The organism is Streptomyces sp. NPDC051738 (assembly GCF_044453205.1).
GTDB lineage: Bacteria > Actinomycetota > Actinomycetes > Streptomycetales > Streptomycetaceae > Streptomyces.
Window position 1 is genome coordinate 217,333 of sequence record NZ_JBITCM010000002.1, and the last position, 13,515, is coordinate 230,847.

Sequence of the window (13,515 nt, forward strand, 5' to 3'; positions counted from 1 at the left end):
CTCTCCTTCTGAGCGGAGAGGCTGCCCAGACTGTGGGCGTTTTTTGCCCTCTCACGCATTGGACGAGCCGCGCCCATGCCCAGCACCTCCACGGAGACGCCCGCGAAGGCGGACGGCGTCTCCCCCGGCCAGAACCCCGGCCTGAACCACGGACTCAAGCAGCGCCATCTGTCGATGATCGCCCTCGGCGGCGTCATCGGCGCGGGCCTGTTCGTGGGGTCCGGAGCCGGTATCGCCGCCGCCGGCCCCTCGATCGTCATCGCCTATGTCGTCTCCGGCCTCCTCGTGATGCTGGTGATGCGGATGCTCGGCGAGATGTCGGCCGCCCATCCGTCGTCGGGCTCCTTCTCCGCGCACGCCGAGCGGGCCATCGGGCCCTGGGCGGGCTTCACGGCCGGCTGGTCGTTCTGGGTGCTGCTCTGCACGGCCGTCGGCCTGGAGGGCATCGGTGCCGCGAAGATCGTCACGACCTGGCTGCCGCATACGCCCGAGTGGGCGTGGGTGGCCCTGTTCATGGCCGTCTTCTGCGGGGCCAACCTGGCCGCCGTGAAGAACTTCGGCGAGTTCGAGTTCTGGTTCGCCGCGCTGAAGGTCGGCGCGATCGCGCTGTTCCTGGTGCTGGGCGGGCTGGCCATCGCGGGCGTTCTGCCGGGCACGGACGCGCCGGGCACCGCACACCTCACCGGCGAGGGCGGATTCCTCCCCAACGGCACCGAGGGCCTGATCATCGGCCTACTGGCCTCGCTCTTCGCCTACGGCGGCCTGGAGACGGTCACCATCGCGGCGGCCGAGTCGGAGAACCCGGTCAGCGGCGTGGCCAGCGCCGTGCGCACGGCCATGTGGCGCATCGCCCTCTTCTACATCGGCTCGATGGCGGTCGTCGTCACCCTCGTCCCCTGGGACTCCAAGGCGGTCGTCGAGAAGGGCCCGTACGTCGCCACCCTGGACCACCTGGGCATCCCCGGCGCCGGCCAGCTGATGAACGTCGTGGTCCTGGTGGCCCTCCTGTCCGCGATGAACGCCAACATCTACGGCTCGTCGCGCATCGCGTACTCCCTCGTCCAGCGCGGACAGGGCCCGAAGGCGCTGGGCCGGGTGTCGGGCGGCGTCCCGCGCATCGCGGTGCTGGCCTCCTCCGTCTTCGGATTCGTGTGCGTGGTGCTGAGCTACTGGCGCCCGGACGACGTGTTCCCCTGGCTGCTGAACATGATCGGCGCGGTCATCCTCGTCGTCTGGATCTTCATCGCCGTCTCCCAACTGCGGCTGCGCCGCCGCCTGGAGCGCGAGACGCCGGAGAAGCTGGTCGTGCGGATGTGGGCGTTCCCGGTGCTGACGTGGGTGGCGCTGGCGGGGATGGCGGCGATCCTCGTGTTGATGGCTCGGGAGCCGGACACGCGGGTGCAGCTGTACTCGACCGGGGGGATGACGGTGTTCCTGGCGGTGGTCGGGTACGCGTGGCAGCGGGCTCGCGCGAAGGGCTGACGCCCATCCCGCCCGAGGAGTGAAGGAGCCCCCGCGAGGTCGTGAGTCGCGGGGGCTTCCTGTTGCCGTTGCCGGGTGGCCGTCAGGCCGTAGACCTTGCGGGCGTCAGGCCTTGCGGCCGAGCGCGCCGTGCTGGCCGATCGGCTGCGGATCGGTGTCGCTCGGCTCCGGGTGCCACAGCGGGACCGAGACGAGGCCGGGGTCCACCAGGTCCAGGCCCTCGAAGTAGGCGGCGATCTGGTCGACGGGGCGCAGGAAGTACGGGACCGCGCCGGTCTCGTTGTAGGCGTCCTGGGCCTGTTCGTAGGCCGGGTCGGTGCCTCGGGAGCCCTCGTTGAGGGAGAGGTAGCTGCCGGAGGGCAGGCCGGCCAGGAGGCGGCGGACGATGTCGCGGGCCTGGTCGTAGTCGGCGACGTGGCCGAGGATGCCGCTGAGGATCAGGGCCGTGGGGCGGGTGAGGTCGAGGGTGCGAGAGGCCGCCTCAAGGATCTTCTCCGGCTCGTAGAGGCTCAGGTCCTCGTACGCCGTCACGCCCTCGGGGGTCGAGGTGAGCAGCGCGCGGGCGTGTGCCAGGACCAGCGGGTCGTTGTCGACGTAGACGATCCTCGACTCGGGGGCGAGGCCCTGGGCGACCTCGTGGGTGTTGTCGACGGTCGGGAGCCCGGTGCCGACGTCGAGGAACTGGCGTACACCCGTCTCCGCGACCAGGTACCGGATGCTGCGGCCCAGGAAGGACCGGCTGCTGCGGGCGATGGTGACGATGCCGGGGAAGACGGCGGTGTAGGCGTCGCCGGCCGCCTCGTCCACGGGGTAGTTGTCCTTGCCGCCCAGCCAGTAGTTCCAGATCCTGGCCGAGTGCGGTACCGAGGTGTCGATCTCCGTCATGCGCCCCATGGTGCTACGGCAGGTCGGCCTCGCAGGGCACATTGAGGGAGAGAAGTGCGGCGGACCCGTCGGTTCTTACGAGGAGTTCACTGATCGCGGCGTTGCGCAACCGGGGGAACACTCTGCGGTACTCCCCGACCGGGATCGACAGCAGCGTGCACAGCACCAGCCGGAAGAGCGTGTTGTGGGCGACGACGAGGACGCGTTCGCCCGGGTGGGCCACGGCGATGCGACGCAGGGCGGCGGCACCGCGTTCGGCGGCGAGGGCAGGGTTCTCCGCGTCCGGGAACGGGTGGGCCACGGGGTCGGCCCGGAAGGCCTCCGCGGCGACCGGGTCCTCTGCCGCGAACTCCGCGAGCGTACGTCCCTCCAGCACCCCGAAGTCGCATTCGCGCAGGCCGGGTTCGCGGTGCGGGGTGAGCCCGAGGGCCCGGCAGGCGGGGTCGGCGGTGATGACCGCCCGGGACACGGGCGAGGTCCAGATCGCGTCGACCGGGTGGGTGGCGGCCCAGCGGCCGAGGGCCTCGGCCTGGGCGCGGCCCGTGTCGGTGAGGGCCACGTCGCTGATCCCGGCGTAGCGGTTCTCGGCGTGCCAGACCGTCTGCCCGTGCCGGGCCAGCAGCAGCGTCGTACCTGTGCTCGTCCCCATGCTCACGCTCGTACTCATGATTCCGCAGTATCCACGTCCAGGCGGGCATGCGCGTGTGCCGCGACCGGGGGCGGGAGCCAGCCTCGGGTGGTCAGCTCGTCGATCAGTCGGGCGTACGGCTCGGCAAGGAGGGCGGTGCGGTCGGGGCGGGGCTCGACCGTCGTGCCGATGCGGACCATGGCCTCCGCCGCCTCCGCCAGATCCGGTGCCGCGCCCGTGCCGTACGCCGCCAACGCGGCCATGCCCAGGGCCGGTTCCGTCTGCTGGGGTACGCGGGCCGGGCGGGCCAGGACGTCGGCGCGCAGTTGGTTCCAGTACGGGCTGCGGGCGGCGCCGCCCGTGAAGGTGAGGGGGCCGTCCAGGGGGGCGCCGAGGTGGTGGAGGTAGTCCAGGCACAGGCGTTCCGTGAAGGCGACGCCCTGGAGGAGTGCGGCCCACAGGTCGGCGTCCGAGTCCGGTTCGCCCAGGAGCAGCGCGCTGGCGTCCGGGGCCAGGAACGGGAAGCGCTCGCCGGGTGACACCAGGGGGTAGGTGATCGCGCCGGACGGCTCGTACGCGGCGGCCGCCTTGTCCATCGCCGACGGGTCCGCGCCCGGGAACGCCGCCGTGAGTACCCCCGCGCCCACGCTTGAGGCGCCGCCCGGCAGCCAACTCCCGTCCGGCGCACGGTGGTTGTAGACCACGCCGGTCGGGTCCCGGACCGGCGTCGGGGACGCGCCCTTGAGGACCAGCGTGGTGCCGAGCACCGAGTTCCAGGAGCCGGGGCGCAGGGCGGCGGAGGCGATCTGGGCCGCGCAGCCGTCGGTCATCCCGGCGATGACGGGGGTGCCGGCGGGGATGCCGGTGGCTTCGGCGGCGGTCGCGGAGACCTCGCCGAGGGGGGTGCCCGGGCGTACGACGTCGGGGATCGCCGGGTCGGACAGGCCGAGGCGGGGCAGCATCGACGGCCACGCGTCGCGCTCCACGTCGTAGCCGGTCTTGAGGGCGTGACTGGAGTCGGCCGGGGGCAGCTCGCCGGTGAGGAGGGAGACGACCAGGTCCGGCTGGTGGGTGATCCGGCCGTGGCCGTAGGCCTCGGTCAGCCACAGCGCCTTCGGCAGCGCCCAGGTGTCCTGCACCGCGAGCCCCGCCATCCGCGCCCGCGCCCCCTCCGCCGACGCCCGCCTGTCGTCGTACATCAGCGCCGGGCTCATCGGCCGCCCCGCCCCGTCCGTCAGCAGCACGGTCCCGGACGTCCCGCACACCGCGAGCCCACCGACGCGCACCCGGGGCCGCCCCCGCAGCGCGGCACGGGACGCCGCGCACAGCCCCTCCCACCACTCCCCCGGATCCTGCTCGTGCCGCACGCCGTCGCGCCGCCCCGCGAGGGGCGCCGAGCCGCTGCCGAGGACGGTGCCGTCCCCGGTGACCAGCAGGACCCGCACGCTCTGGGTGCCCAGGTCGATCCCCAGCCAGGCCTCGTGCTCGTCAGTCATCCGGCCTCCCGCACATCTGGATCCGTGAACTTCACACTCTGCCCTGAGATTTTCCCCTGCGCGAGGGATTGACGCCCAACTTCCGCCGTTCCACCCTCTGTTAACGAGTCGACTCGCCGCGTTAACCCGAACACCGGACCGGACCGAACCCCACGTGGAGGTCACGGATGAACACGCACGCGCACGACCGCCGACGGTTCCTGGCGCTGAGCGCCGCCCTGGCAGCCACGCCCCTGCTGTCCGCCTGCGGTGCCGGATTCGGCGGCGACGACAACAAGAGCGACGGCTCGGCGGCGGACGACGTCACCGGCTCCTTCGACTGGAAGCGGGAGAAGGGCACGACCGTCAAGGCACTGCTCAACAAGCACCCGTACACGGACGCGCTCATCGCCGACCTGAAGTCCTTCACCGAGAAGACCGGCATCAAGGTCGAGTACGACGTCTTCCCCGAGGACAACTACTTCGACAAGCTCACCGTCGACCTGTCCAGCGGGCGCGCCTCGTACGACGTCTTCATGCTGGGCGCGTACATGGTGTGGCAGTACGGGCCGCCCGGGTGGCTCGAAGACCTCGGGCCCTGGATGCGCAACTCCTCGGCCACCGGCACCGAATGGGACCAGGCCGACTTCTTCCCGAACCTCCTCCAGGCCGACCAGTGGTCACTGAAGGCGGGCGCGCCGCTCGGACAGGGCGGGCAGTACGCCCTGCCGTGGGGCTGGGAGACCAACGTCGTCGCCTACAACACGGACGTCTTCAAGAAGCTCGGCCTCAAGCCCGCCGAGACCTTCGACGAGCTGCGCGAGATCGCCGGGGCCATCAAGCAGAAAGCGCCGGGCGCCGGTTTCGACGGCATGTACGGGATCGCCGTACGGGGGTCGAGGAGCTGGGCGACCATCCACCCGGGCTTCATGACCATGTACGCCCGCAACGGGCTCAAGGACTTCCGCGTCGAGGGCGGGAAGCTCACACCCGCCATGAACAGCCCCGAGGCCGTCGCCTTCACCGAGGACTGGGCCGGCATGGTCAAGCAGGGCGGGCCACCGTCCTGGACGTCGTACACCTGGTACCAGTGCTCCAGCGACCTCGGCGCGAAGAAGGCCGGGATGCTGTTCGACGCGGACACGGCCGCCTACTTCCAGGCCGTTGAGGGGGCGAGTCCCGCCTCCGGGAAGATCGCCTTCCACCCGGGGCCGAAGGGACCGGACGGCTCCCTCGCCACCAACATGTGGATCTGGTCGCTCGGCATGAACGCCAAGAGCAAGAAGAAGAGCGCCAGCTGGCTGTTCCTGCAGTGGGCGACCGGCAAGGAGCACCTGCTCAAGAGCGCGATCACGCACAACCACATCGACCCGGTCAGGAAGTCCATCGCCGACGCCGGCGCCTACAAGGACAAGATGAGGCACCTGCCCGGCTTCATCGAGACCTTCGAGACTGTCGTCGACCAGACGAAGATCCAGTTCACCCCGCAGGCCCAGTTCTTCGACGCGACCACCAGCTGGGCCGCCGCCCTCCAGGAGATCTACGGCGGTGGCGGCGCCAAGTCGGTGCTCGACGGGCTGGCGGGCGACCTCGCCGACAAGGTGGGCTAGCGCGATGGGATGGCGGCTCGCCCTGCGCCCGTACGTCCTGATCGTCCCCGCCCTGCTGCTGACCTGCGGAATCCTCTACCCCTTCGGGCTCGGCCTCTACTACACCCTGTTCGACTTCTCGGCGAGCAAACCGCAGCCGGACATGGTGCGGTTCGAGAACTACGAGACGGTCTTCACGCAGGAGGCCTTCTGGAACTCGGCGTGGGTGACGGTGCTGTACGCGGTCGGCGCGGCCTTCGTGGAGACCGTGCTGGGCGTGGCCGTCGCCCTGCTGCTGCACCGGTCGTCGATCGTCGGTCGGGTGCTGGAGAAGATCCTCATCCTGCCGCTGATGATCGCGCCGGTGATCGCGGCGATCATCTGGAAGCTGATGCTCCAGCCGTCGGTGGGCGTGATCAACTACCTGCTGAAACCCTTCGGACTGGGGGGAGTTCAATGGACGGACACCCCCACCGGCGCGCTGCTGTCGTCGATCGCCGTGGACGTGTGGGTGTACACCCCGTTCGTCGCGATCCTCGCCCTCGCCGGGCTGCGGTCGCTGCCCACCTCCCCTTTCGAGGCGGCGGCCGTGGACGGTGCGGGCTGGTGGTACACGTTCCGGCGGCTGACGCTGCCGATGCTGTGGCCGTACGTCCTGGTCGCGGTGATCTTCCGGTTCATGGACTCGCTGAAGGTGTTCGACATCATCTACGCCCTGACGGAGGGCGGACCCGGTGACTCGACCGTCGTCCTCCAGATCCGCGCCTACCTGGAGGCGATCCGCTTCCAGCGGTACTCGTTCGGCATCAGCTACACGATCGTGCTGTGGGCCGTGGTGTATCTCGCCGCGATGGTGCTGGTGAAGCACCTGGGGAAGATCCAGCGGAAGGCGGCCGAGGTGAAATGACCGTCAAAACGACCATCAAGACAACCATCAAAAAGCGCCTGTTGGGGTGGCTGGCCGACGCCGCCCTCATCCTCTACTTCGTCTTCGCGCTGTTCCCCATCGCCTGGATGGTGATCCTGTCGCTGAAGCCCACGAACGAACTCTTCTCCACCTACTTCTCCTTCTCCCCCACCCTCGACGGCTACCGCACGGTCCTCGGCGACAGCGAGGGCATCCCGTTCGTGCGGTTCTTCGTCAACAGCCTGGTGGTGTCCGTGGGAGCGGTCGTCCTGTCGCTCCTCGTGGGACTCCCGGCCGCGTACGCCTCCGCACGCTGGCGTTTCAAGGGCTCCGAGAACCTGATGTTCACGCTGCTGTCGTTCCGGTTCGCGCCCGAACTCACCGTGATCATCCCGCTGTTCGTGCTCTACCAGAAGCTCGGCCTGTTCGACACGTACGTCGGCATGATCTGGGTCCTCCAGCTGGTCACGCTGCCGCTGATCGTGTGGATCATGCGGTCGTACTTCGCGGACCTCACGCCCGAGCTGGAGCAGGCGGCGCTGCTGGACGGCTACACACGCAAGCAGGCGTTCGTGAAGGTCGCCCTCCCGCTGGTCAAGCCGGGTGTGGCGGCCGTATCACTCCTCGCCTTCATCTTCGCCTGGAACAACTTCGTCTTCCCCCTCATCCTCACCTCCAACGAGGCCCAGACCGTGACCGTGGGCGCGCTGTCCTTCCTCGGCGGCGACCGGCCCAAGTACAACCTCACAGCTGCCGCCGCGCTCGTCTCCGTCGTACCGCCCCTGCTGCTGGCCCTCACCATCCAGCGCTATCTGGTGCGCGGACTGTCGTTCGGGGCGGTGAAGTCATGATCACCCTGCACGGCATCAGCAAGACATACGGAAAGACGAAGGCCCTGGACGACCTCGAACTCGACGTCCGCGAGGGCGAGTTCTTCTGCCTCCTCGGCCCGTCCGGCGCCGGCAAGACCACGACCCTGAAGACCGTCGCCGGGCTGGAGACGCCCGACGCCGGCACGGTCGAGCTCGACGGCAAGGACATGCGCGGGGTCGAGCCGTACGACCGGGGCGTGGCGATGTGCTTCGAGAGCTACGCCCTCTACCCGCACAAGTCGGCCTACGACAACCTCGCCTCGCCGCTCCGCTCCCCACGCCACCGCCTCCCCGCGGCCCAGGCAAGGGAGCGGATCGGTGAGATCGCCGAACTCCTCGGCATCTCCGCCCTGTTGGACCGTCCGGTAGGCCAACTGTCCAACGGCCAGCGCCAGCGGGTCGCCCTCGGCCGCGTCCTGGTCCGCCCGGCCCGCGCCTTCCTCCTCGACGAGCCCCTCTCCCACCTGGACGCCAAACTGCGCCAGCAGATGCGGGCCGAGCTGAAGGCGATCGGCGCGGTGCGGCGCACGACCACCCTCTACGTCACCCATGACTCGGTCGAGGCGCTGGCGCTCGGCGACCGGATCGGGGTGATCCGGGACGGGCGGATCGTGCAGACGGGGACGCGGGAGGAGATCTGGTACCGGCCCCACGACACGGAGGTCGCGCGGGCCTTCGGGCGGCCCCGGATCAACCTGCTGCCGGGAGCCCTCGCGCCCGACGGGAGCTTCCGCTCGGCGGACGGCAAGGTCGAGCTGCCGATGCAGGCCGACGCCGCCCCCGGCACGGAGGTCCTGGTCGGCGTCCGCCCACGGGACATCGAGCTGAGGGGCCGGGGACACGAGCTCACCGGCACCGTCTACGTCACCGAGGTGCTCGGCCGGTCCGTGGAGGTCACCGTCCGGCTCGGCGAGCAGCACGTGTCGCTGGTCGCCCCGCGCGGCGACGCGGCCGGCCTTCGACCCGACGATCCGGTCCGGCTGTCGGTCCGGCCTGAGAACCTGCTGCTGTTCGAGGCCGACCGGCCGGAGCGTCCAGGACGACGGATCGAGAAACGATGAGCAGCAACCACAGCAGCGGTCAGCAGGGCCCCGCGGCCCGCCAGGCCGCCATGGCCGAGCAGGTCCTCGCCGACGGCTCGGCGACGGCAGCCGAGCTGGCCGAGCGGTTCGGCGTGAGCCTGATGACGATCCACCGGGACCTCGACGAGCTCGAACGGCAGGGAATCGTGAGGAAGTCGAGGGGCGGGGTGACCGCGCAGCCGTCCGGTGTCTTCGAGTCCAACGTGCAGTACCGCCTCAAGACCATGCGCGCCGAGAAGGCCGCCGTCGCCGACCGCGCCCTGAAGCTGATCGAGCCCGGCATGGCGATCATGCTGGACGACTCCACCTCCACCCTGGAGATAGCCCGCAGGCTGCGCCTCGGCGAGGTCACCCCACTCACGGTCGTCACCAACTTCCTGGAGGCCATCAACCTCCTCTCCGACCAGCGCGGCATCCACCTCATGGCCCTCGGCGGCGACTACGACCCGCTGCACTCGTCCTTCCTCGGCGTGTCCTGCGTCGAGGCGATCGAGCAGCTGCGCGTGGACGTCTGCTTCGCGTCGACGTCGGCCGTGCGCGGGGGTTACGCCTACCACCAGGAGCAGCACATCGTGTCGGTGAAGCGGGCCATGCTCGACGCGGCCGCCCGCAACATCCTGCTGATCGACCACACCAAGCTCGCCCGCGTCGCCCTGCACCGGGTGGTCCCCCTCTCCCGCTTCGACCTGCTCCTGGTCGACGACGGAGCGTCGGCGGAGGCACTGCGGGACCTGGACGAGCACAAGGTCCGTTACGAGGTATGCGCGACGAAGGGCAGCGATGACCGAGCTGGAGCTACGTGATCTGCGCAAGACCTACCACGCACGGGGCCGCCCGGCCGTGGACGCCGTACGCGGCATCGACCTGACCCTGCGCTCGGGCGAGCTGCTCGGCCTCCTGGGCCCCTCGGGCTGCGGGAAGTCCACCACCCTGCGGATGATCGCCGGGCTGGAGTCGGTGACCGGCGGGGACATCCTGGTCGGCGGTTCATCGGTGATCGCTCGCCCCGCCCAGCAGCGCAACATCGGGGTCGCGTTCGAGAACTACGCCCTCTACCCACCCCTCACGGTGGCGGAGAACCTGGCGTTCGGCCTGAAGGCACGCAGGCGAGCCGACCGAGGGGACGTCGACCGCAAGGTCAAGGAGATCGCCGACCGCGTCGACCTCACCACCGTCCTCGACGCCCGCCCCGCGGGCCTGTCCAGCGGCCAGAAGCAGCGCGTGTCCCTGGCCCGCGCCCTGATCCGCGAACCGGACGTCCTGCTCCTCGACGAACCCCTCTCCCACCTCGACGCGGCCCAACGCGACACGACCCGCCGCGAACTCAAACGCATCCAACGCGACCTGGGCCACACCACCATCCTGGTCACCCACGACCAGGAGGAGGCCCTCTCCCTCGCCGACCGGATCGCCGTGATGAAGGACGGCGTGATCCAACAACTCGGCACCCCGTACGAGATCTACGACTCCCCCGCCAACGTCTTCGTCGCGGACTTCGTGGGCGAACCCGCGATCAACCTGCTCCCCGGCACGGCGACGGACGACGGCCACGCCCGCCTCTCCGACACCGTCCGGCTCGCGCTGCCGATGCCGGTGCCGGCCGGCCGGAAGGTGACGGTCGGCATCCGCCCCGAGGACCTGACCCTGACCCTGACCGGCGAGACCAACGGCCTCGCCGCCCGCGTCGTGGCCCACGAACCGCTCCTGGAGTCGGGCATCGCCACCCTCGCCCTCGACGGAGTCGACAGCCACCTCGTCGTCCTCACCGACCCCGAGGTCCGCCTCGCCCACGACGACCGCGTCCACGTCACCGCCGACCCCGACCTCACCCATGTCTTCGACGCCGAAACGGGAGACTCCCTCAGATGACCAACGGGAACAGCGTGCGCGTGGTGGCCGCCGGCGACCACTTCATCCTGCCGTCACTCATCAGAGAGGCACTGGCACACCAACTCACCTGTGATGTAACCGAGTTGCGACTCGGCTGGCCCCTGGAGCCCTTCGGCCCGGTGGCCGAGGTGACGGAGGCGAGCGACGCCGAGGACGAGCTGATCGAGGCACTGGCGGGTGCGCAGGTGCTGGTCACGCAGATGGGCCCGGTGACGGAACGCGTCCTCGACGCCTGCCCCGACCTGCGGCTGGTGGTCGTCTGCCGGGGCGGCCCGGTGAACGTCAACCTGGACGCCGCCAAGCGCCGAGACGTCCGCGTCTGTTTCGCCCCCGGCCGCAACGCCGCCGCCACCGCCGAGTTCACCGTCGGCCTGATGCTGGCGGCCCTGCGCCGGATCCCCCAGGCCCACGACCTCCTGGCCCGGCAGGGCAGTTGGGAAGGGGCCACCTACTACACCTACGAGCACAGCGGCCTCGAACTGGAGGACCTGCCGGTCGGGTTGGTCGGCTACGGGGCGGTGGGCAGCAGGGTCGCGCGGGCGCTGTGCGCGTTCGGCGCAAGGGTCATGGTCCACGACCCCTACGTCCACGGCGAGATCCACGGCCTGCGGGTCGCCTCCCTCGACGAACTCCTGCGCCGCTCCCAGGTGATCACCCTGCACGCCCGCCTCACGGCCGAGACCCGAGGCCTGATCGGCACCCGCGAACTGGCCCTGCTGCCGGAGGGGTCGGTGGTGGTGAACGTGGCGCGGGGGCCGCTCCTGGACGAGGACGCGCTGTGCGACGCGCTGGCGAGCGGGCACGTGTCGGCGGCGGCCCTCGACACGTACGCACGCGAGCCACTCCCGCCGGACTCACGCCTGCACGCCCTGGCCGACCGCGTCGTCCTGACCCCGCACCTGGGCGGGGCGTCCCGCGCGGTCGCGGAGAAGGCGGCACGCATCGCCGCCGAAGAGGTGGGCCGCTGGGCTCGCGGAGAGCCGCTGGCGCACTGTCTGACCTGAGCAAGATGGCCAGGTGAAGGGCCGGGTGAGAGCCCACCAACCTCCACTGGGCCGACGACACCGGCCGCGAGGGAGCCGCAGGGGCGCGCCGGTGTCGAGGCGGCGAACGCGCGGAGGCCCGAAGGGTCGAGCACGATCGCCGCCTCGACACCGGCATGTGGCGCCCCGGAGGCGACCGAGCCATTTATTCGGCACGCCAACTGCAGAAGGCACGGCACAGCCGACCGAGCCAAAGAGGTGGGTTGGAATGTACGTCGGTATCGATGTAGGCACATCCACGGTGAAGGCTGCCGCCTTCGACGCCACCGGCCATGAACTGGCCGTCGCATCCCGCCCGGTGCGCCTCACCCTGCACGGCGGGTTCGTCGAGCAGGACATGGACGAGGTGTACGGGGCAGTGATCGCCGTCCTCGGCGAGGTCACCGCGCACTCCCCCGAGCCGATCGAGCTGGCCGGCCTAACCGGCCAGGGCGACGGCGTCTGGCTGCTGGACGCCGATGGCCGCCCCGTACGCCCCGCCGCCTCCTGGATGGACGGCCGCGCACACGAGCTGGTCGACCGCTGGCTGGCGGACGGCACGTTCCAGACGGTGTTCCGGCGGACAGGGAACGCGATGTTCCCCGGCTGCCCCGGCCCGCTCCTGGCGTGGCTGGACAGCCACGAGCCGAAGTCCCTCGACGCGGCCACGGCCGCCGTGTACTGCAAGGACATGGTGTTCCAGCGGCTGACGGGCGCGGGCCCGACAACCGACGTGTCGGACGCGTCGATGCCCTTCCTGGACCCGCGCACCCGCACCTACGACAACGGCGTGGTCGAACTGCTGGGCCTGACCCACCGGCGCGGCCTGCTCGCCCCGGTCAGCGACCCGGTCGCGACGGCGCACACGCTCGGCGAAGGCCTCCCGGCCGGGACCCGGATCGCGAACGGGCCGTACGACCTACCGGCCTGCGCACTCGGCGCCGGAGTGACGTCCCCCGGTGACGGTCTCCTCATCGTCGGCACCTGTCTGGCCAGCCTCGTCGCGACCACCGACCTCGATCTGACCGGCGAACCGGCCGGGCTGTACATCAACACCGACCGGCCGGGGCACTGGCTGCGCGCGATGCCCGCGATGGTCGGCACGGCCGCACTGGACTGGGTGCTGTCGACGACCGGCGTCCGGCACGAGGAGGTCGACGGGCTGCTGGCGGAGACCCCTCCGGGGGCGCACGGCGTACGCGTACTCCCGTACTTCGCCCCCTCCGGCGAGCGCGCCCCCTTCGTCGAGCCACGCCTGCGCGCCGAACTGACCGGCGTCTCCCTGGAGACGACCCCCGCCGACCTGATCCGGGCGACCTGCGAGGGCATCGGCTACGCCGCCCGGCACTGCCTTCAGGCGGCGGGGCTCACCGGGACGCTGGCGGTGTGCGGCGGCGGTACGCGCAGCCCTGCCTGGATGCGGCTGCTCTCCGACGTCCTCGGGCGTCCGCTGCGGGTCGTCGAGGGCGAGGTGGGCGCGCGGGGCGCGGTGCTGGCGGCGGCCGAGCGGTACGGGGTGGCGCTGGACGCGGAGGCGTGGACGAGGCCGACGGCGGTCGTCGAGCCGGACGCGGGGCGGGCGGCGTACTACGCGAAGGGGTATGAGGACCACCTGGCCCGCCTGACGGAGGCGCGCGGCCGGGCACGCAGTACCTGAAGAGCCCTACGAAGAAAGGGAGTTGC

The 13,515-nt window shown here is 70.8% G+C and carries 12 protein-coding genes; 9 read left to right on the top strand and 3 right to left on the bottom strand.

The features are described from left to right. Positions 1-75 precede the first annotated feature (75 nt). Positions 76-1,482, top strand: coding sequence for an amino acid permease (locus tag ACIA8X_RS05570; RefSeq protein ID WP_393451471.1), 1,407 nt, complete (start codon positions 76-78; stop codon positions 1,480-1,482). 105 nt (positions 1,483-1,587) lie between these two features. Here the strand turns inward: ACIA8X_RS05570 and ACIA8X_RS05575 are convergent, their stop codons facing one another. The 3 genes from ACIA8X_RS05575 to ACIA8X_RS05585 are packed head-to-tail and all read right to left on the bottom strand — an operon-like array spanning position 1,588 to position 4,491. Then, a complete protein-coding gene (locus tag ACIA8X_RS05575; protein ID WP_399457830.1) occupies positions 1,588-2,367 on the bottom strand; it encodes an SAM-dependent methyltransferase in 780 nt (259 codons plus the stop codon). 13 nt (positions 2,368-2,380) lie between these two features. Beyond that, complete coding sequence (locus ACIA8X_RS05580) at positions 2,381-3,034, bottom strand: histidine phosphatase family protein (RefSeq protein WP_399457831.1); 654 nt, start codon at positions 3,032-3,034, stop codon at positions 2,381-2,383. Continuing rightward, the gene (locus ACIA8X_RS05585; protein WP_399457832.1) at positions 3,031-4,491 is read right to left on the bottom strand and encodes an FGGY-family carbohydrate kinase; all 1,461 of its coding nucleotides are present in this window, start codon (positions 4,489-4,491) and stop codon (positions 3,031-3,033) included. The genes ACIA8X_RS05580 and ACIA8X_RS05585 overlap by 4 nt, the downstream gene beginning before the upstream one ends. 167 nt (positions 4,492-4,658) lie before the next feature. Between ACIA8X_RS05585 and ACIA8X_RS05590 the strand changes: the two genes are divergently transcribed. The 8 genes from ACIA8X_RS05590 to ACIA8X_RS05625 all read left to right on the top strand — a co-directional run bounded on the left by ACIA8X_RS05590 (position 4,659) and on the right by ACIA8X_RS05625 (position 13,489). Beyond that, on the top strand, positions 4,659-6,080 hold the full coding sequence (locus ACIA8X_RS05590) for an ABC transporter substrate-binding protein (protein WP_399457833.1): 1,422 nt from the start codon (positions 4,659-4,661) through the stop codon (positions 6,078-6,080). Between the two features lie 4 nt (positions 6,081-6,084). Beyond that, positions 6,085-6,966, top strand: coding sequence for a carbohydrate ABC transporter permease (locus ACIA8X_RS05595; protein WP_093908427.1), 882 nt, complete (start codon positions 6,085-6,087; stop codon positions 6,964-6,966). Beyond that, a complete protein-coding gene (locus tag ACIA8X_RS05600) occupies positions 6,963-7,817 on the top strand; it encodes a carbohydrate ABC transporter permease (protein ID WP_399457834.1) in 855 nt (284 codons plus the stop codon). Before ACIA8X_RS05595 ends, ACIA8X_RS05600 begins: the two co-directional genes overlap by 4 nt. After that, positions 7,814-8,899 carry an ABC transporter ATP-binding protein gene (locus ACIA8X_RS05605; protein WP_393451487.1) on the top strand — a complete coding sequence of 362 codons (1,086 nt, stop codon included), beginning with the start codon at positions 7,814-7,816 and terminating at the stop codon, positions 8,897-8,899. Before ACIA8X_RS05600 ends, ACIA8X_RS05605 begins: the two co-directional genes overlap by 4 nt. Beyond that, positions 8,896-9,723: a DeoR/GlpR family DNA-binding transcription regulator gene (locus tag ACIA8X_RS05610; RefSeq protein WP_393451490.1), complete on the top strand. Its 828-nt coding sequence runs from the start codon at positions 8,896-8,898 to the stop codon at positions 9,721-9,723. Before ACIA8X_RS05605 ends, ACIA8X_RS05610 begins: the two co-directional genes overlap by 4 nt. Then, on the top strand, positions 9,701-10,789 hold the full coding sequence (locus tag ACIA8X_RS05615; RefSeq protein WP_393451493.1) for an ABC transporter ATP-binding protein: 1,089 nt from the start codon (positions 9,701-9,703) through the stop codon (positions 10,787-10,789). Before ACIA8X_RS05610 ends, ACIA8X_RS05615 begins: the two co-directional genes overlap by 23 nt. Further along, positions 10,786-11,814 carry a 2-hydroxyacid dehydrogenase gene (locus ACIA8X_RS05620; protein ID WP_399457835.1) on the top strand — a complete coding sequence of 343 codons (1,029 nt, stop codon included), beginning with the start codon at positions 10,786-10,788 and terminating at the stop codon, positions 11,812-11,814. The genes ACIA8X_RS05615 and ACIA8X_RS05620 overlap by 4 nt, the downstream gene beginning before the upstream one ends. A gap of 247 nt (positions 11,815-12,061) precedes the next feature. After that, a complete protein-coding gene (locus ACIA8X_RS05625; protein ID WP_393451498.1) occupies positions 12,062-13,489 on the top strand; it encodes an FGGY family carbohydrate kinase in 1,428 nt (475 codons plus the stop codon). Positions 13,490-13,515 lie beyond the last annotated feature (26 nt).